The sequence below is a fragment of the Rahnella inusitata genome (assembly GCF_018288855.1).
GTDB lineage: Bacteria > Pseudomonadota > Gammaproteobacteria > Enterobacterales > Enterobacteriaceae > Rahnella > Rahnella inusitata.
Genome location: NZ_CP065024.1, coordinates 3,272,241 through 3,290,974, shown reverse-complemented (window position 1 = coordinate 3,290,974; position 18,734 = coordinate 3,272,241). Strand labels below are relative to the sequence as shown.

Below are 18,734 nucleotides of genomic sequence, written 5' to 3'. Positions count from 1 at the left end.
TGGGCGATTGGTCTGCTCAAGTGGCGCAGAAAATGTTTCTTCAGGTTGAAAGGGAAGAGTGGACTCAGTGGCGTTCGGTGTCGGAGCAAATATCCGAAGGGTTACGCGACGTCATCGGGAGTTCCCCCGTGGGGCAGGTAACGCAGGACATTGTGTACCGGCAAATTCAGCTCATGAAGTCGTTGCCTCTGGAAGCGGCGGACCGTGTTAAAGACATTCAGGATCGCGCCATACAGGCGGTCATTAACGGTGAACGGCCAGACGCGCTCTACGACATGATCATGCAGTCCGGTGATGTCGCTGCCAGCCGGGCAAAGATGATTGCACGCACAGAGATCGGCAGGGCCACTGGCGCTCTGACTCAGGCACGCGCTTTATCTGTCGGGTCTGAGGGGTACTGGTGGCGTATTGAAGGTGCGGGGACGCGCGCTTCTCACAAGAAAATGAAAGATAAGTTTGTGCGCTGGGATAACCCGCCGACGCTCGACGGTATGACCGGCCATGCCGGATGCCTGCCTAACTGCAAGTGCTGGCCGGAGGTTGATATTCCTGCAGCAGGAAAATAGTAAAAATAAGGGTTATCCAGCCTGGTTTACGCGAACTGTAATATCCGTCAATTGTTAACAAAATGTTGTTGCCGAAATGCAGCCCATTTTGTGGATTTGAGGGTCAGTTTCAAGCCTCAGGTAGCGTTCTACGAACGAGTGCCGATCTCGCAGGGCGGTTAATGACCCTTATGTTAAATAGTCCGTTATTCGGGCAAATATCTGTGAACAGTCTGGCCGCCATTAGGTGGCCTTTTTTATGCCCGCAATTGAGCAGGTGACCAATGAAATATTTCTTCACCACCCGCCTGGGAGAAACGCGGTTTCTGCAGGCTGACGGTTCTCTGCTGTGCAAGGACGTGCCGATAGCGCGCACAGGGACGCAAATTTACTTACCCGAAGAGATCGACCTCGAGGCTGACGCGACTGGAACCGTGACCGTTTACCGCCTTGAAGATGAAGTTTTCTCTCCTGAGACCATGGCGAGCTTCGAAGGGGTGGCCGTCACGCTGGGTCATCCGGAAGACGCTGACGGGAATATTGTCTTCGTCAATCCCGGCAATTACGCCGAACTGGCCCAAGGACACATTCAGAACGTGCGGCGTGGCATCGGTGAGAAATCAAACCTCCTGCTGGCAGACGTTCTGGTCAAGCGGCAAGAGGCAATCGACGCCATTAACGCCGGGCTCAGGGATGTGAGCTGCGGTTACGACGCGCTCTATAAACAGCTGGCACCAGGCAAGGGCAAGCAATACCAAATCACTGGAAACCATCTGGCTGTCGGTATCGACAGAGGCCGGGCGGGTTCTCGTTGTGCAATCGGGGATTCTGCCCCATCCATATCTGCGAAAAAGGAGAAGCCTGCAATGTCATGGCTGAAAAAACTGGCTACGGCCATCAAAACGAAAGATGAGGATGCTTTGCAGAAGCTCATCGACGAAGCACCGAACATGCCATCTGATGGTATGGGCTCTATCCCCGGCGTAACCATCAACATGAACACGCCCGCGCAGGCGACATCGCTGCCAGCGGAAAATAAAACCACGGTGGACGATAAGCCTGAACCGGAAAAAACCGGTGATGAAGAGGTCCCCGCGTGGGCTCAGGCGCTCATTGCCCGACTGGATAAGTTGGAAGGTAAAACAACGGATGAAAATCCTGATTTACCGACCACCGATGAAGATATCGAAGAGGACAAAAAGGTCACGGGTGATGCTGCGTACAAGCGCAACATTATCGCTGACGCTGAAATCCTTTCTCCTGGCTTTTCGCCAGTGGGTGATAAAGGCCTGAAACGCCAGGCGCTGAATCATGCCGTACGCACCGGCGACAGCCTGAAAGGTTTCGGGGTATCTGACTTCACTAAAGCGCCGAAAGCTACGGTAGATGCAGTATTTGCCGCTGCCGTGACGCTGAATAAGGCAAAAAACCATATCGCGCCGCTCAGTCAGGGTAAACGAACCGGCGACGGCGCGCGCGGGCCGGTGACCCCTTCTGAACTGAACAAAATCAACGCCGATTTCTGGAAACGCAACCAATAAGGTAACCCCATGGCTGGAAATGCTTATGTAACCCGGATGCCACTTGGCATTTCCGGTGCAGTAACTCGCCTGCAGGATCTGACCGCCGAGCCGGTCATCCTCGATAACGTCAAAGTCTTCGACCAGTTTGGTCTCGCAGGTAAATGGAGCGGCAATAAGTTCGTTCCCCTGGAAGTGGGCGATGACATAGATGACGTGGCTGGCATCCTGATCCGTCCTTACCCAACGCAGTCACAGGCAGATGTTGCCTATCTCGGCGTGAAGTCTGGTGTAACAGGAGATCGTCTTGCTCGTGGCTATATCTGCGTGAGCGTACCGGTAGGACAGGCAACGGCCGCCGTGAAAGGCGCGAAAGTTTATGTGCGCGTCGCGGCCCCGACAGCATCAAGCCCGCTGGGCTCTCTGGTGTTAACGCCTGATGCTACTGCAACCAATACCCCCGAGCTGACACTGGCGAAAGTCATGGGGCCGGGCGACGGCATCGCTGGCGCTGGCAAAGGTCACGTCGAAATCGCTTACAACATCTAAGGAACGTTGAATGTTTACTATTGATAAAGCCACTAAAGACGCCGCTGGCGCGTTCCTCGTTGGCGAACTTGAGCGCCTTGATCAGACGCTTAATCTGCCGCTTGTTTCCTATAAGTGGTCACGCGATATGCCGCTGCGTAGTGATGTGTCGATCGCTGACGAACTTTCATCTTTCACCAACACTGACCTGGCTGCTGCCGGTGGCGTGAATCCGAACGGTAAGAACTGGATCGGTAAAGACTCAACAGCGCTTCCAACTACCAATCTGCTCATCGAGAGAACTGCTCAGCCACTCCTTCTTTGGGGTATGGAAATTGGTTGGACCCTGCCAGAGCTCGCTTCTGCTCAACAGTTGGGTCGCCCGGTCGATGCGCAGAAATACGACGCCATGCAGCTCAAATGGAATATGGACGTGGATGAGCAGGTTTATATCGGTGATGCTGATTTTGGTGTTACGGGGTTACTGAACCTGTCTCAAATTACCCCCGTCGCTGCTGCCGCTGCATGGACGGCGACAACCGATCCGGACGTCATCGTGCAGGACATCAACCTGCTGCTGAGTTCTGCCTGGTTGTCCTCTGGTTATGCGATGTGCCCGCGAAAGGTGGGTATGGCGCCTGAACTGTTCGGCCTGCTGTCCAGCAAGAAAGTGTCGTCTGCGGGGAATATCTCCGTTCTGGAGTACGTGAAGATTAACTGTATCGCGTTCCAGGAGAACGGTGAGCCGCTGGAAATTGTCTCCATGAAGTGGGCGAGCAAACGTGGTTCAGCTGGCGCACATCGCGTCGTCGCTTACACGCAGGATGAGAAATACATTCGCTTCCCGCTGGTGCCGCTGCTGAACACCCAGTTGGAATACCGCGGAATCTTCCAACTGACCACCTATTACGGTCGTGTTGGTCAGGTCGAAACGCCTTACGGCAACACCATCGCATACCTGGACGTTCCGGTAGCTTGATAAGTGCGCGGGGGAAACCCCGCCACTTCTGGAGAAATCAATGAAATATCTCGTATCCACTGCAGCAACGCTCCGCTTTGTTGACGGTTCTCAGGTTGAACTGGTGCCCGGCATTCACAGCTTTAATAAGCAGGTGGCTGAGCACTGGGCGTTTGGTGCCCATGCCAAAGCCGTCAATGATTCCGAAATTGAAAATCTGAACTCTGACGCTGATCTGACTTTGAAGGTTAATGTGCTGGAGGGCGAAATCACCGACCTGAAAGCACAGGTGGCGACCAAAGACGGCGAAATCACCGACCTGAAAGCACAGGTGGCGACCAAAGACGGCGAAATCACCGACCTGAAAGCACAGGTGGCGCTCCTCACTAATGCGCAGGATAGCGCGCTGACGGACGACGGCAAAACCGACGCGGTGCAACCCGATGCTGAAAAGGAGACTGGCAATGCCAAAAAACAGTCTTCTTCCAACAAGTGATCAGTTTCGCGCCGACTTCCCTGAATTCTCTGACAAAACGCGTTATCCAGACCCTTCGGTAAATTTCTATCTCGCGCAGGCTGACAATCTTCTGGATCAGGATCGCTTCGGCGACCAGTTCGTGTATCTCGCTGAGCTATTTACGGCGCATTACACGGAAGTTCGCGGTCGGCGCAGCGCGCAGGCGGCTCTCGGCGGCGTTAATTCGTCCGGCGGCGGCATCCTGACATCAAAATCCGTGGATAAGGTCAGTGCCAGTTATGACGTGTCGGGGATTATCAATCCTGATGCGGGTTTCTGGAACAACACCGATTATGGCCGCGAGTTTTTCTGGTGGTGGGAAATGTCTGGCGCTGGCGGGAGGCAACTCCTATGAAATCGGGGCTGACGGTCAGGGCTGATAATGCAGCGGCTGTTCTGGAGTCGCTTAAAAAACTCAGTGGTATGGATGTGCTGGTTGGCATTCCTGCTGAGAAAGCGACCCGGGAAGATGGTGAAACGCTCAATAACGCCGAGATTGGTTATTTGCAGTCAACGGGGGCAACCGTCCAGCTCGGCGGAACCACCGTTACTCTGCCGCCACGCCCCTTTCTTGATATGGGGATCGAGAACACAAAACAGCGCACGATTGAATACCTGAAATTTGCGGCAACAGCAGCGCTGGAAGGCAATACAGAATCAGCGATGAGGGAGCTCGAGCGCGCGGGGATTGTTGCCAGCGACGGCGCGAAGGCAGTTATCTCTTCTGGCGATCAGCTGCATCCTCTGTCGGAAAAAACCAAAGAACAACGCCGCGCTGAAGGCATTCCCGGTGATAAGCCGCTCTATGCCCACGGCTATCTCCTGCGTTCAATCACCTATGTGGTAAGGAGCCAATAATGCCGCTTCTCGACGTGTCCGACGTGTTGCTGGATCCGGACTTCGTGGACACCACTCTGGTTTGCCATCGCAACGTCCAGACAACTGACGAAGATAACTTTCCGGTGAACACGCCGACTGATATTCCGTTTACAGGCGTCGTGACGGTCGACCGCGCGCTGGAAGCCAAACGCATGGCCGCCGGGCAGAACATCAACGGGGCAATTCTCATCGTGACGTCCTTTCGACTCACCCAAGGGCAACCCGGTCTTGATGCGGATGGTGTGACGTATCGCGGGAGGGAATATCGCGTGACCTTCGTTGACCCTTACACCGCGTACGGTGCCGGTTTTGTTCAGGCTCACTGCGAGCTAATGGACTTTGACGGAGGAACGCCAATTGAGTAACGACTCCCCAGTCGCGGGGTATCTGACGCCCATTGGTGACGTGCCGGCTTATGACCAGGAACTGGAACGTGAGATCAGCCGTTGGATACGTGGGCTGACCGGTCTGGATAAAAATCTGGTTTATCCGCGCTGGACTGACCCGCAAGTCCAGATACCGAAGAACGGCACCACCTGGTGCGCCTTCGGCGTTACTACCGTGCCCGAAGATGCTAATCCGGCCTATGTACAGTCAGATGAAAGAGCCGAACAGTGGTCGCATGAAACCGTCGATATTCTGACGTGTTTTTACGGCCCGCTGGGTATGGCGACCGCTACCCAGTTCAGGGATGGCCTTTTCGTTTCTCAAAATAATGATGAGTTGAAAAGAGTAGGTCTGACATTTAAGCAGTGTGGCCGGGTGCTGAATCTTCCTGAGCTCATCAATAACCAGTGGGTACGTCGATATGACCTGACCGTTCAGTTGCGCAGGAAAGTCACCCGCACCTACGGCATCAAAACCTTCCTTTCGACCCAAGTACAATTTTTCGGAGACTAACCTATGCCTAACGGCTTATCTGTATCACGCGTTGTACGCGTGCAGGTTTCGCTCGCGCTGAGAGCCGCGCAGGGACGAGACTTTGGGGCGTTGCTGATCCTTGGCCCGTCTAACGTCATTCTTGCGCCGGAGGTGATGCGCCTCTACAACGATATCGAAAGCGTGGGCACAGACTTTGGCACTGTCGCTGAGGAATATAAGGCTGCATTACTATATTTCCAACAGTCTCCGCAACCGCTGGACCTGTATATCGGGAAAATGGAACGCCAGGCGACGGCCGCGACGGCAGGGAAGTTAACGGGCGCTGTACTGACTTCAACCGAACAGACCCTGACTAACTTTACCGCTGTGAGCAATGGTGCGATCAAAATCTCGGTGGACGGAACCGTTAAAACAATCACCGCCATTGACCTCTCTGCGGTGACCAATTTAGCGGGCGTTGCTACAGCACTGCAGGCCAAACTTACCGGAACGGTGGTTGCATGGGTGGCTGGATCAAATCAGTTTACGGTGACCTCAGCGACCACTGGCGCAACGTCCAAAATCGGAATTCCGACAGCAGCAGGTACTGGCACCGATATAGCGTCATTGCTGGGCATCAATGCTGCACATAATCCGACTGCAGTAGACGGCCTGGCAGCATCCTCCTCACCGTTACCATCAGTGAACACTGCTCTGAATTACTCAGCAGACTGGTATGGGCTGGTAATTTCAGACCCTGCCATGACGGACCAGGACCATCTCGACGTCTCTTCGCTAATTGGTGCGGCCAGCGACTCACGGATTTACGGTATCACTACAAACGCGGCCGCGGTCCTCGACGCAACGAGCACTACCGACATCGCCAGCAAAGTTAAATCAGCAGGCTATGGGCGCTCATTCGTCCAGTACAGCCAGGTCAACTATGCAGCTGCATCAGCGTTCGGTCGGGCGTTTACCGTGAACTTCCTCGGAAATAACACCACCATCACGCTGAAGTTTAAGCAGGAGCCAGGCATCACCGCCGAGACGGTTACCGCGCAGCAGGCTGATACCCTGCAAGCCAAAAACTGCAACGTTTTCGTCCGCTATGCCAATGACACCGCGATCATTCAGGAGGGTGTTATGGCGAATGGTGACTTCTTTGATGAACGCCACGGACTCGACTGGTTGCAGAATTATGTCCAAAACAACCTCTGGAACCTGCTTTACACCTCGACCACAAAAATCCCACAAACAGAAGCCGGGGTGACACGCCTGCTGACCAATGTTGAACAGTCAATGGACCAGTCTGTGACAAATGGACTGGTTGCGCCTGGCCTCTGGAATGGTGGTTCAATCGGACAACTTAGCCCGGGCGACACGCTGACAAAAGGCTATTACGTTTATGCTGCGCCGCTCTCTACGCAGGCACAGGCGGATCGTGAAGCCCGTAAGGCGCCCGTCATGCAGGTTGCCTGCAAGCTTGCTGGCGCTGTTCATTTTGCTGACGTTTTAATCGACGTCGTTCGCTAAGGATAACAAATGCCAACTTATTCCTTTATTGATGTTTCAGCATCCATGACCGGCCCGACCGGCGTTATTGACCTGGGCTATGGCGCCGCCAATGCAGAGGAAGGGATCACCGTTGCAATGGCCGAAGCGAAGAACACCATGACGGTGGGTGCAGATGGCGAAGTCATGCACAGCCTTCATGCGGGTAAAGCCGGTACTGTTACCGTTACCTTACTAAAAACGTCGCCGGTGAATAAAAAACTGTCTTTAGCTTATAACGCTCAAAGCCAGTCGTCTGCGCTGTGGGGTAACAACGTATTCGTTGTCCGCAACTCCGCATCCGGTGACCTGGTCACCATCCGTTCCGCAGCCTTCCAGAAACAACCCGATTTCGCTAACGCCAAAGATGGCGGCACGGTGGCGTGGGTGTTTGACGGCGGCAAAGTGGATGAACTGTTAGGGGAGTTTTAATCGATGGAATTCGATATCAAAGGCAATACGTATCAGATCCGCAAACTGAGCGTGTTCGACCAGTTCAAAGTGTCCCGTAAGTTGCTGCCGGTTTTGTCCGGCATGCTCTCGGAATTCCAAGCTATCAAGACTCTGGCAGCGAAGAAAGATGCGGTCAGCATCATGGAGAAGGTGCTGCCGAAGATTGCACAGTCACTTTCAGACCTGAGTGAAGACGACGCCAACGCGGTGATCATCCCCTGTCTGACGGTGACCTACCGTAAGCACGCGAAAGGATGGGCGCCGGTATTTCAGGACGGCGTGCTCGCGTTCGACGATATGGACATGTTGGAAATGCTTCAAATCGTCGGTCGCGTGGTGGGCGACTCGCTGGGAAATTTTTTGCGCGAACTCCCTACAGCGCCGACGGACAAGCCACCGGAGGCATAACGCTCAACTCATTACCGGATAATCTGGATTTCATCATGCGCCCGGCCAAGGCCTTTCAGCTCGATATGAAAGACCTGAAGTCGGGCTCTGTTGATCTGTGGGACATCGCTCTGATGAATGATTACCTCCAGATGGAAAACGATAACGAAGCGCGCATAGCGAAATGGAGAGCGGATAACGATGGATGCTGAAACTATTAAGGACTTCCTGATCAGTCTCGGTTTCCAAATCGATGACGCTGGCGCGAATAAGTTCGATTCGGTGATCGTTGGCGTGACGGCCAACGTCTTCAAAATGGCCGCGGTGGTCGAGGGTGCTGCGCTGTCAGTGGTGGCGTTCACTGCGAAGATTGCCAGCGGTCTGGATAATCTCTACTGGGCTTCCCAACGCACCGGCGCAACGGTGCAGGGTATCCAGCAAATCGGCTATGCCGTTTCACAGATGGGCGGGAGTGTTGACGGTGCGCGTTCTTCACTGGAGAGCCTGTCCCGGTTTATGCGCAACAGCCCCGGCGCGGAGAGTTTTTTAAACCGGCTGGGGATCCAGACGCGTGACGCCAAAGGCAACATGCGCGACATGGCCACCGTATTCACCGGCGTCGGTCAGAAGCTCAGCAGCATGCCGTATTACCGCGCTAATCAGTATGCGCAGATGCTGGGCATTGATGAAAATACCCTGCTGGCGATGCGTCGCGGTCTGGGTAATTTCAGCGCGCAATATTCGCAGATGACCAAAGCCATCGGATATAACGCCGATACCGCGGCTGTCAGCGCCAATAAATTCATGACCTCCCTGCACGCGTTCGGGCAAATGGCGGGCATGGCGCGGGATAAGATTGGTTCTAACCTGGCCGAGGGGCTGGCGGGCTCGATCGATAAGCTTCGCAAACAAATTCTCGATAACTTCCCGAAGATAGAAGAAACCATCACGCGGGGCATCAAAGGCCTGCTCTGGCTGGCCGACGTGATTGGGCGGGTAGTATTCCGCTTAATACAGGCCGCGGGTGATATTCGAGAGTGGTGGGGGACGCTTGATAAGGGAACGCAGCAGCTGATTACCACATTTGGGGCCTTGGTGGTTGCATGGCGCCTGCTCAATAGTGCATTCCTCACTTCACCAATCGGCATCATCACTACGCTGATTGGCTCTCTTGTGCTGCTCTACGACGACTATAAATCTTGGAAAGAGGGCAGCAAAAGCCTTATTGACTGGGAAAAATGGCAACCGGGTATTGAAGCCGCTAAAAAGGGATTGGACTGGTTCACAGACAAGCTGAACGACCTCAATACGGGGACGCTCACCTGGAAAGATACCCTCAAAAGTCTTTCAGACTTCATGAAAGGAGACTGGTCGAAGGCCATTACCGAAGCCATTAACTACGTGAATCTCAAGTTCAATGGTTTCTTCGAAGAGTTCGGACGAAAGCTTGCAAACAGCCCTTTCTGGAGGTTGCTGCGAAAAGCTCACATCATGTCTGACAAAGACACTGAAGACATGCAGAACTTCTTCAGTGGGAATGTTGGTGACCCGGGACCGCCTGATCAAGCCAGTCAGCCAGTGCAGTATGCCCAGTCAGTGCGCCGACCGCATGCAACGGAGTCAGGTTCTAAACTGCTCAACTTGTTGGAACCCACCCTTAATAAGCTTGAAGGGCTTTATCAGCTTCCTGCCGGCCTGCTGAAAAGCGTTGCTATCACCGAGTCAGCTGGCAATCCGCTGGCCCAGTCTGGCGCTGGCGCTAAAGGCCTCTTTCAGTTTATGGACCCGACGGCTCGTGACATGGGGCTCAAGGGCAATGACGTCTTCGACCCGGTTAAGTCCGCACAGGCGGCCGCCAAATATCTCAGTCAGCTGATGAAGATGAATGGCGGCGATCTGGAGAAAACCTTGGCTTCGTACAACTGGGGGATCGGTAACGTCCAGAAGCATGGTATGGCGCTGATGCCTCAGGAAACCCGGAACTACGTTCCGAAGGTGCTCAGCAATATGCCAGGCAACCAGACGGTCAGTCAGGAAACCAACATTCATATTCATGGCGTAAGTGATCCAACCCGCGCCGGTATGGAAGTAGCTGACCGGCAAACCGGTGTTAATTCACGCCTCGCGCAGCAGGTATCGAGAGGGCCGCGTTAATGGACGTCCTATCCGTATTATTCAACCAGCGGTCGCGGAAAATTGGCCTGATCATCCCGGATGTGGTGGTTTCTGAAAAGCATCAGGACGCTTTAGAAATCACCGAGCATCCGGTGGAAATTGGCGCGCCTGTCTCCGATCACGCTTATAAACGCCCGTCAGAAGTCACTATGGAAATCGGCTTTTCCGGCGGCGGCTCGCTTCTGGATTTTGCCGACACCTCAGCTCTCGGTATTTCCTTGGGCACCAGCCCAAAGGAGATTTATCAGCAAATTCTCGACCTGCAGGCCAGTCGGGTACCGTTCGATGTGACAACGGGTAAGCGGCAATACAGCAACATGCTGATCCGCGCCATCGATGTGACGACTGACCGGACCAGCGAGAATGTGCTGATGTGCGTGCTCACGCTCCGCGAGGTCATTATCTCTCAGACTGAGAGCATTACTGTGGCGGATAAAGCCGATATGCAGGAAGGCGTCAGCACCGCGTCAATGCAGAACACCGGCACTAAGTCTGCAAAGACCGCAAATAGCTCTCTGCTTTTGACACTGTTTAGCGGCGCGAAGGGGGCGTTTGGATTATGACGATCAGCATCAGCGAAATCCCACTCTCGCCGGACAATCAGCAATTCAATATCAGCCTGGCAGACACCACCTACAAAATGCGTCTGCTCTGGCGTGATGCAGCTGGCTGGATCATGGATATGCAGGACAGCGGCGGTAACCCGATGGTCAGCGGCATTCCCCTGGTAACCAGTGTCGACCTGCTGGCGCAGTATTCCTTTATGGGATTTGGCTTCTCGCTTTACGTGGGATGCGACGACTCCACGCAGGAATACCCGACGAAAATCGACCTGGGAAACGGCAGCCATCTTTATATCGTGCAAAGTTAAGGAATACCCATGAGCCAGAACTGGCAGCGTCACTTCGAAATACAGTTGCTCGATGATAACGGCAAGGGGATCAGCCTGTCGGACTTCAAAGTTACTTTTGACATTGAGTGGTTCAACATCAAGTTCTCCCGCGTGGCCACCGTCAAAATTTACAACCTATCCCAGAACACCAACAGCCGGATCCTCGGTGCTGAGTTTTCGAAGATAAAAATCATCGCCGGTTATGACGGCATTGCTTCGGCAGTAGATGCCAGTCAGGTTGGTAAGCCAACAACCGTCGATTCTTCGCAGGTCGGCCAGACCAACGGCCAGAACTTTGGCGAAATCTATAACGGTGAAATACGCTTCTCGCTGACGGGCCGGGATAACCCGACTGATACGTTTATCATCATTCAGGCTATCGACGGACACCGCGCGCTGATGGGCGCTGTGATGAACACCACGCTGGCAAAAGGTTACACGGTAAAAGACCTTTACGATCTGACCATGTCGCATTTTGCCCCGTTCGGCGTAACAGCCGGGCAGACACCGGAATTCCCGATGACGGTATACCCTCGGGGCCGCTCGATGTATGCGATGGCGCATGACGTCATGGATAACGTAGCTCAGCAGTGCAAGGCAACCTGGCAGATCGTCGATGGTCAGGTGCAGATGGTTGCGAATGATAAATTCATTCATGAAGCCATTGTGCTGAACAGTCAGACGGGCCTGATCGGCATGCCGCAGCAGACGATGGGCGGTGGGGTAAACGTCCGCTGCCTTATAAATCCGAATATTCGAGTTCACGGCCTGATTGAGTTGGATCAGACGTCAGTTTATCGCGCTTCATTGTCGTCGAATGACATTCAGATGTCCGGCGGCCGCATCACTGAGATTAACGACAACGGCAATCTGGTGGTCACCGGCGTTGCCAGTATTCCGCCAGCCAGTATTGCCACTGATGGTGTGTATATTGTTCAGTCGATATCTTATACTGGGGATACGAGAGGGCAGGCCTGGTACATGGATATGATGTGCGTGGCGCGAGGTTCTGCTGACCTTCAAACCAATTCGGCTCTGAACAGGACGTATTGACTGATGAACAAAATTCTATTGGCTTCGCTGGTTTTTCTGCTGCCTGGTTTGTCTTACGCAGATTCCCAGTGTGGGCCATTTTATTTAGGAACCAGCCCGGCAAATGACGGATGGTCCCGCATCAATGGTGATAAGCCAAAAACACAGAAAGTTACTTTTCTGAAGCAAAAAGACGACTACAACAACATCAAAATGGAATGGGTCGTTGAGTCCTCGAAAGACGGCCAGATGTATGGGCTCGAGTACATCAAGCGTAACGGAAAAGCATTCCTCAATGCGCAGATACTTCAAGCGAGTATGGATGCGCCGCGCACGTATGGGACTTTCGACTGCCACAAGACAAGCTAACGGGCTACTGTTTATAAAATTTCACATTTGGATATAATGCTAGGATTGCAGAGTAATCCTATGGTGAAATTAATGGAGTACGTTCCCTTAGATGTGTATGTGAAGCAAAAAACGCGCCCACTCTTATTCGTCTTTGTTGTGTGCGCGATCGGGGCTTTGATGGGTGGCGTTCACCCGGGACTCGTGGTAATAAGCGCTGTGATTGCAGTCGTAATCTTCTCTCATTTAAAAAACAGACATTACCCAAAAGCCTGGAATGAAACTGTGGGTAAAATGGCGCGAGACGCTAGGGAAAAAGACGAGGAAGATTTTAGAGAAACAATATCTCGACACTTGCCGGTATTGGCGCGAAAACGAAACATGCTCATTACTAAAGATGATTATGGTAACGTTATCGTCGATAAGTGGATTAAAGAAAAAGAATATTACATCAGAAAACTCAACTATTTTCCCTGTATCACACCATATTATTCCGGCATGGATGCATTTGATCAGTCTTTGATTTTAGACGGTATGATAAATGAATTCCTTCAAACAAGTGACATTGAGATTATTGACGTTAGCGATATGACGCCGACCGAATATGAACACTATTGTGCTGATATTCTTAGGGAGCAAGGTTGGGAGGCGCGAGTGACTCAAGGGTCAGGTGATCAGGGGGTTGATGTAATTGCTGAAAAAAATGGCATAAGGATTGCGGTCCAGTGCAAAAAGTATTCTTCACCCGTGGGTAATAAGGCCGTGCAAGAAATTACAGCGGGCAAAGGTTTTTATGGTGCAGACTACGGTATGGTAGTGACAAACAACACATACACGGCGTCAGCAAAACAGTTAGCAAACTCGCAATTGATTTTCTTACTTCATCATGACGATTTATATTCAGTTGATGAACTAATAGATGTAAGTAATCAAGTTGCTTAATACAACCCGCTTCGGCGGGTTTTTTTATGGAGTTTTTCCATGCCAATCCCGTCTCCTGATTTAAGCGGCGACCTGTCACAGACACTGAAAGCAATGGGCGAACAGCTCAGCAGTTCTTTGCGCGTCGCCGTTCCGGGCATCATCCAGTCATTTGATCCAGATACAGTGACCTGCACTGTCCAGCCAGCAGTTAACGGTTCGGTACCGGATGAAACAGGTGCTGAATCCGCTGAGGGTCTGACGCTACTAGTTGACCTGCCTGTAATATTTCCGCGCGGTGGGGGAGTGACGCTGACTTTTCCGGTAAAGGCGGGTGATGAATGCCTGGTGATATTTTCCGATCGCTGCATCGATTTCTGGTACCAAAGCGGCGGTACCGGCGATGCAGTTGATCAACGCCAACACGACACCTCAGATGCATTCGTCATCGTAGGTCCGCAGTCGCAGGCGAATAAAATTAGCGGGATCAGCACCAGCGCCGCGCAGCTGCGTACCGATGATGGCGCCGCGTTCATCGAAGTAGCCGCAGGTCATGACATTACCGTGAACACCCCCGGTAAGCTAACCGCCAGCGCGCAGGGTGGTACCGAAGTTACATCCCCGAGTATCATTTTGAATGGCGCTGTGACGATAAACGGATCGCTGAGTCAGGGGATGGGACCGGGCGGCGGTAATGCAACCATGCTGGGGCCGATGACCGTTACCAATGACGTTACTGCTGGCGGTAAGAGCCTGCAAAATCACGTTCACAGCGGTGTACAGACTGGCGGCGGACAGACGGGGAAACCGGTATGAGATATCGACGCGAAGATTCCGACGGCGATTATACGTTTGGCCGGGGCGATAATACGTTTCTGATTAATTCGCCGGAGACAGTGGCGCAGGCTGTCAAAACGCGCTTTCTGCTCTGGCGCGGGCAATGGTTCCTCGACACAACCGCAGGCACTCCCTACATTCAATCCGTTCTCGGCAAGCAGAATCCTGACGTTTACAACCTGGCTATCCGCCAGCACATTCTGCAGACGCAGGGTGTCAGCTCAATTATCTCCTTTGATACGGCCGTAGATAGCAGAACACGGCGCGTTTCCTTTACGGCGACCATAGACACCATCTACGGGGCGACGACTTTCACAAGCGAGGCATAATGCTCAATCTCGACACGCTGGGCTTATCGGCAACGGTAACCGCCCAAGGGATCAGTGCGCCCGATTATCAGACAATCCTCTCGACGGTGAGGGGATATTTTCAGCAGATTTACGGTACCGACGCCTATCTCGAGCCTGACGGAAAAGATGGTCAGATGATTGCCCTGTATGCGCTGGCAATCCACGATGCGAACAATACGGCAATTGCCGTTTACAACTCATTCTCACCGACGACCGGTTTCGGGAATGGGCTCGCCAGCAACGTGAAAATTAATGGCATTGCCCGTGACCCGGCAAATAACTCAACGGTTGACCTGCTGATCACCGGCACTATCGGACTACAGATAACGAACGGTTCCGCGAAGGATGCCAACAACATCATCTGGACGCTTCCGGCATCGGTGGTGATCGGTACCGGCGGAACGGTGATTGTGACCGCGACGTGTGCGATGGCTGGCGCTGTTGCCGCGCTGGCCGGGACGATTACGGGCATCAACACCCCCACGCGCGGGTGGGTATCAGTCACGAACCCGAATGCGGCCACTGTTGGGGCTGCGGCTGAAACGGATGCGGCGCTGCGCATTCGACAGGCGCAGAGCGTGGCGCTTGCCTCGATAACGCCTTTCGATGCGCTGGATGGTGCTATCGCTAATATCTCAGGCGTGACCCGTCACAAGCTCTACGAGAACGATACTGGCGCGGTGGATGCCAACGGCCTGCCAGCGCACTCGATCACCGCGGTTATTGACGGCGGCGATGCAAATGAAATAGCGACCACAATACAGCTGAAAAAAGGGCAGGGTGTCACTCCGAATGGCACCACGCAAATTACCGTGGCTGATAAATACGGGAATCCTCACGTAATTGGGTTCAACCGCCCGGTTCCAGTACCAGTTTATATTGCTATTTCACTTCAGGCCTTTACGGGCTACACCACGCAGATCGGCGAAGATATTAAAACGGCCATTGCTGCGTATATCAATGCGCTGACCATCGGCGATGACGTTCTCTTGAGCCGGGTATATTCACCGGCAAATCTCGGCGTAGTGAGCGGTGGGGAAAGCCGATACTACGACATAACCAATTTGCAGATTGGCAAAAGCGCCGGGGCGGTTGCTGCCGCTAATATCACTATCGGTTACAGCGAGTCAGCAACCTGCGATGTGAATAACATCAGCGTCACGGTGACGTCATGAGCAAATACACCGACCTCATCACCAATTACCACAGCCAGAAGCCGCTATTTGTTAACCACATTGGCCTGATAACCCGGCCACTAACAGACGCGTCGAATGTAATGACATCGCTCATCACGGAATTTGATATTGATGAAGCTGTCGGTGTCCAGTTGGACATCCTCGGTAAGTGGATTGGCAGAACGCGAGTAGTAAGCCAGCCTATATCTGGCATTTATTTTTCCTTTGACATGGATAGTTTGGGATTCGACCAGGGGGTATGGCAAGGACCCTATGACCCTGACGCTGGATTTACGAACTTGAGCGATGACGTTTACCGAATTGTCCTCAAAGCAAAAATTGCGATTAACCACTGGAATGGCACAAACGAAACTCTACCGGCCATACTCAACACCGCGCTGGCCGGTTCTGGCCTGACGATGCAGATCGTAGACAACCAGGACATGACGATCTCGGTTTGGGTATTCCCTGAAACGGACATTACTGATGTGTCGTTGGAGCTGATTGCTGCAATTAAGCAGGGCTACTTAACAGTGAAAGCTGCCGGGGTTTGGGCTGGTGACATTCAGACGCCATCTGTTGAAACCCCTTCCGAAGGAAGCCGGTTTTTCGGCTTCGATTTAAACAATAAATACATCGCCGGCTTTGATGACGGCGCTTGGGAGATAAAACTCTAATGTCTACAAACGATTTCAAACCGTTTGCAACCGGCGCTGGTGCAAACGTAACTAATCAGGCTGACTGGCAAGCGCTGCCTGCTTTACAGTCAGGTTTTCAGGCGGGCAAGGCATCCAGTAGCCAGGTTAACAAAGCCATCAGGCAAGCAAGCTTTATCGCTGCTGCTCTGGCGCAATACGTCTCCGACAAGGCCGGGGTCGATACACTTGATGACGGTAATCTCAGCGGGTTCGTAACAAAGTTTACATCGGCGATCAATAAGCAATCACAACCTCTTGATGCCACATTAACCGCTCTGGCTGGTCTGGCGACTGGAGCGAATAAGTTGCCGTATTTCTCAGGGTTGGAAGTCGCAGCACAAACCGATTTAACTCAGACCGGTCGAGACCTTATTGGGAAAAGCGCTGTATCTGACGTCTTGAGTTATCTTGGGCTTGGAGATGGCACCGGGCGCTTGATTAAAACTACCGTTATCACGTCTTCTCAGACCTTCACAAAAGATCCAAGTATGAAATTTTGCCGTGTGCGAATCGTCGGAGGAGGAGGTGGGGCTGGTGGCGTGCCGTCAACGACCTCTGGCGGGACAGCTAGCATATCTGGAGGGGCAGGGGCGGGTGCCTATGCTGAGGTTGTGTTACCTACAGGATCTGTACCGTCGAGCTTGTCGGTGGTTATCGGAAGCGGTGGCATCTCACAAGCTACAGCAGGTTCTGACGGAAGTGCCAGCTCATTCGGAAGCATCATAACCTGCCCAGGTGGAAAAAAGTCCGCTACTGGAACATTAATAACAACAGCGAGCTCTTTATCAATGGGCGCACCTGCCAGTGACGCTCCGACAATCAATGCAGGAAGCGTCGTATTTGTGACAATCGGAAGCGGCGGTGGTTACGCGATGTCCACAGCTGCTGGAATTACATCGGGGGAAGGGGGGAGTAGTTTTATGGGATCAGGTGGGCCTGCAAGATATGCGGGTTCCGGCTCTCAGGCAGGCGGCGGTCCCGGTGCTGGCGGTTCTGGTGTTGCCATTGGCTCTGCTTCTTCCGCCTTAAATGGCGGTGCGGGTATTGATGGGCGCTGCATTATTGAGGAGTATGCATAATGATTGAAAATTACGCAGTTATAACTAATGACGTTGTCACCAGTATTATTGTGTGGGATGGCATAACAGACTTTGGTGAGAGTGGTTTGGAACTTGTGCCTTTTCAAGATGGATGCATCGTCGGTTCCACTTATGTAGGTGGTGTTTTCACTCTCCCACCAGCGCCAGAAAAAACTCATGAAGAAATGGTCGCAGAAAGTGATAATCAGAAACAGGCACTAATCGCACAAGCTACAGAAATTATCGCGCCAATGGCCGATGCTCAAGCGGGAGGGTATATTGAAGATGCTGATATTCCTGTGCTGCAAGCCTGGCAGAAATACCGTTACGCATTAACAAAAGTTGATACGGGCAAAGCGCCAGATATCTTATGGCCCGCCACACCTACTACATAATTCTCTTCCCTTGCCGATCGGCGGCATGACAGATGAAAAAAAGCCCGCGACAGGCGGGCAATAAACATCAGTTTTTACATTGGAAATTTGTTCGGGTAGAGCGTGATGAGCATAGCGTGGTAATCATTATCCAATCTATAGGATAACTACTCAAAAGTGGCTGTGTTCGCTCAATGGGGAAGTGTTAGAGCGTAAAAAAGCCCTCGCGAACGAAGGCCAGTGAATTATCACTAAATTTAGTTTCGGAACGGGAGTGTTACTCCTTTGTTAACAATAGCTCATAAGTAAAATTTGGCTTAAGTTAAACTAGTTTCGTAGTTAAAAAAAGAGCCCGTTGTCTAGGCGGGCTTTTGTAAGGGTATGAATGGTTTGCCTTTACAGGCTTGCTGCTCTTGTGTCAGCTGAGTTAAGGGTAGTCTGCGGTGCGCTGATTGCCAGATTTAAATAAAAAAAGCCCGAGTTAACGTCGGGCTATCAGAAGGTAGGGGACTCATGGCCTTGGCAGGCTTGCTGATCTTGTGTCAGCTAATTTTAGAGTAGCTTAAATCTGAAAAACAACATAAAACGTCGATAATTAAATCGAAATATTGAGATAGCGAGCATGATGAATTTCATTCTTTGCGCTGGCAGGAG

Annotated in this window: 25 protein-coding genes; all 25 read left to right on the top strand. The window is 52.5% G+C overall.

Annotated elements, in window-relative coordinates:
• Positions 1-32: 32 nt before the first annotated feature.
• Positions 33-566 carry a phage head morphogenesis protein gene (locus tag I2123_RS15410; protein ID WP_213050917.1) on the top strand — a complete coding sequence of 178 codons (534 nt, stop codon included), beginning with the start codon at positions 33-35 and terminating at the stop codon, positions 564-566.
• A 263-nt stretch (positions 567-829) separates the two neighbouring features.
• The gene (locus tag I2123_RS15405) at positions 830-2,086 is read left to right on the top strand and encodes a DUF2213 domain-containing protein (protein ID WP_213050916.1); all 1,257 of its coding nucleotides are present in this window, start codon (positions 830-832) and stop codon (positions 2,084-2,086) included.
• Between the two features lie 9 nt (positions 2,087-2,095).
• On the top strand, positions 2,096-2,614 hold the full coding sequence (locus tag I2123_RS15400) for a structural cement protein Gp24 (protein ID WP_213050915.1): 519 nt from the start codon (positions 2,096-2,098) through the stop codon (positions 2,612-2,614).
• A gap of 10 nt (positions 2,615-2,624) precedes the next feature.
• Complete coding sequence (locus I2123_RS15395; RefSeq protein ID WP_213050914.1) at positions 2,625-3,572, top strand: DUF2184 domain-containing protein; 948 nt, start codon at positions 2,625-2,627, stop codon at positions 3,570-3,572.
• A 40-nt stretch (positions 3,573-3,612) separates the two neighbouring features.
• Positions 3,613-4,047, top strand: coding sequence for an STY1053 family phage-associated protein (locus tag I2123_RS15390; RefSeq protein WP_213050913.1), 435 nt, complete (start codon positions 3,613-3,615; stop codon positions 4,045-4,047).
• On the top strand, positions 4,016-4,423 hold the full coding sequence (locus I2123_RS15385; RefSeq protein WP_056779048.1) for a DUF4054 domain-containing protein: 408 nt from the start codon (positions 4,016-4,018) through the stop codon (positions 4,421-4,423). The genes I2123_RS15390 and I2123_RS15385 overlap by 32 nt, the downstream gene beginning before the upstream one ends.
• Positions 4,420-4,926, top strand: a complete 507-nt coding sequence (locus I2123_RS15380) for a hypothetical protein (protein WP_213050912.1) — start codon at positions 4,420-4,422, stop codon at positions 4,924-4,926. The genes I2123_RS15385 and I2123_RS15380 overlap by 4 nt, the downstream gene beginning before the upstream one ends.
• Positions 4,926-5,312 (top strand): hypothetical protein, encoded by a 387-nt coding sequence (locus I2123_RS15375; RefSeq protein WP_056779054.1) that lies wholly within the window; start codon positions 4,926-4,928, stop codon positions 5,310-5,312. The genes I2123_RS15380 and I2123_RS15375 overlap by 1 nt, the downstream gene beginning before the upstream one ends.
• Entirely contained in the window at positions 5,305-5,847 is a 543-nt protein-coding gene (locus tag I2123_RS15370) for a phage neck terminator protein (protein WP_213050911.1), read from the top strand. The genes I2123_RS15375 and I2123_RS15370 overlap by 8 nt, the downstream gene beginning before the upstream one ends.
• A 3-nt stretch (positions 5,848-5,850) precedes the next feature.
• Positions 5,851-7,341: a DUF3383 domain-containing protein gene (locus I2123_RS15365; protein ID WP_213050910.1), complete on the top strand. Its 1,491-nt coding sequence runs from the start codon at positions 5,851-5,853 to the stop codon at positions 7,339-7,341.
• A gap of 9 nt (positions 7,342-7,350) precedes the next feature.
• A complete protein-coding gene (locus I2123_RS15360) occupies positions 7,351-7,791 on the top strand; it encodes a DUF3277 family protein (protein WP_056779060.1) in 441 nt (146 codons plus the stop codon).
• A 3-nt stretch (positions 7,792-7,794) separates the two neighbouring features.
• Positions 7,795-8,220, top strand: a complete 426-nt coding sequence (locus tag I2123_RS15355) for a phage tail assembly chaperone (protein WP_213050909.1) — start codon at positions 7,795-7,797, stop codon at positions 8,218-8,220.
• Positions 8,221-8,255: 35 nt separating this feature from the next.
• Positions 8,256-8,411 (top strand): DUF6889 family protein, encoded by a 156-nt coding sequence (locus I2123_RS15350; protein WP_213050908.1) that lies wholly within the window; start codon positions 8,256-8,258, stop codon positions 8,409-8,411.
• Complete coding sequence (locus tag I2123_RS15345; RefSeq protein WP_213050907.1) at positions 8,401-10,353, top strand: transglycosylase SLT domain-containing protein; 1,953 nt, start codon at positions 8,401-8,403, stop codon at positions 10,351-10,353. The genes I2123_RS15350 and I2123_RS15345 overlap by 11 nt, the downstream gene beginning before the upstream one ends.
• A complete protein-coding gene (locus I2123_RS15340; RefSeq protein ID WP_213050906.1) occupies positions 10,353-10,937 on the top strand; it encodes a phage baseplate protein in 585 nt (194 codons plus the stop codon). The genes I2123_RS15345 and I2123_RS15340 overlap by 1 nt, the downstream gene beginning before the upstream one ends.
• Positions 10,938-10,939: 2 nt before the next feature.
• Entirely contained in the window at positions 10,940-11,245 is a 306-nt protein-coding gene (locus I2123_RS15335; RefSeq protein WP_213052534.1) for a phage baseplate plug family protein, read from the top strand.
• Positions 11,246-11,254: 9 nt separating this feature from the next.
• Positions 11,255-12,319 (top strand): hypothetical protein, encoded by a 1,065-nt coding sequence (locus I2123_RS15330; protein WP_213050905.1) that lies wholly within the window; start codon positions 11,255-11,257, stop codon positions 12,317-12,319.
• Between the two features lie 3 nt (positions 12,320-12,322).
• Positions 12,323-12,667: a hypothetical protein gene (locus tag I2123_RS15325; RefSeq protein WP_213050904.1), complete on the top strand. Its 345-nt coding sequence runs from the start codon at positions 12,323-12,325 to the stop codon at positions 12,665-12,667.
• A 60-nt stretch (positions 12,668-12,727) separates the two neighbouring features.
• Complete coding sequence (locus I2123_RS15320; RefSeq protein WP_213050903.1) at positions 12,728-13,588, top strand: restriction endonuclease; 861 nt, start codon at positions 12,728-12,730, stop codon at positions 13,586-13,588.
• 39 nt (positions 13,589-13,627) lie between these two features.
• On the top strand, positions 13,628-14,383 hold the full coding sequence (locus tag I2123_RS15315; RefSeq protein ID WP_213050902.1) for a Gp138 family membrane-puncturing spike protein: 756 nt from the start codon (positions 13,628-13,630) through the stop codon (positions 14,381-14,383).
• Positions 14,380-14,733 (top strand): contractile injection system sheath initiator, encoded by a 354-nt coding sequence (locus I2123_RS15310; RefSeq protein WP_213050901.1) that lies wholly within the window; start codon positions 14,380-14,382, stop codon positions 14,731-14,733. Before I2123_RS15315 ends, I2123_RS15310 begins: the two co-directional genes overlap by 4 nt.
• Complete coding sequence (locus I2123_RS15305; protein WP_213052533.1) at positions 14,730-15,929, top strand: baseplate J/gp47 family protein; 1,200 nt, start codon at positions 14,730-14,732, stop codon at positions 15,927-15,929. Before I2123_RS15310 ends, I2123_RS15305 begins: the two co-directional genes overlap by 4 nt.
• Positions 15,926-16,606, top strand: a complete 681-nt coding sequence (locus I2123_RS15300; protein ID WP_213050900.1) for a DUF2612 domain-containing protein — start codon at positions 15,926-15,928, stop codon at positions 16,604-16,606. Before I2123_RS15305 ends, I2123_RS15300 begins: the two co-directional genes overlap by 4 nt.
• Positions 16,606-17,706, top strand: a complete 1,101-nt coding sequence (locus I2123_RS15295; RefSeq protein WP_213050899.1) for a glycine-rich domain-containing protein — start codon at positions 16,606-16,608, stop codon at positions 17,704-17,706. Before I2123_RS15300 ends, I2123_RS15295 begins: the two co-directional genes overlap by 1 nt.
• Positions 17,706-18,101: a tail fiber assembly protein gene (locus tag I2123_RS15290; RefSeq protein WP_213050898.1), complete on the top strand. Its 396-nt coding sequence runs from the start codon at positions 17,706-17,708 to the stop codon at positions 18,099-18,101. The genes I2123_RS15295 and I2123_RS15290 overlap by 1 nt, the downstream gene beginning before the upstream one ends.
• The last annotated feature ends 633 nt before the right edge of the window (positions 18,102-18,734 follow it).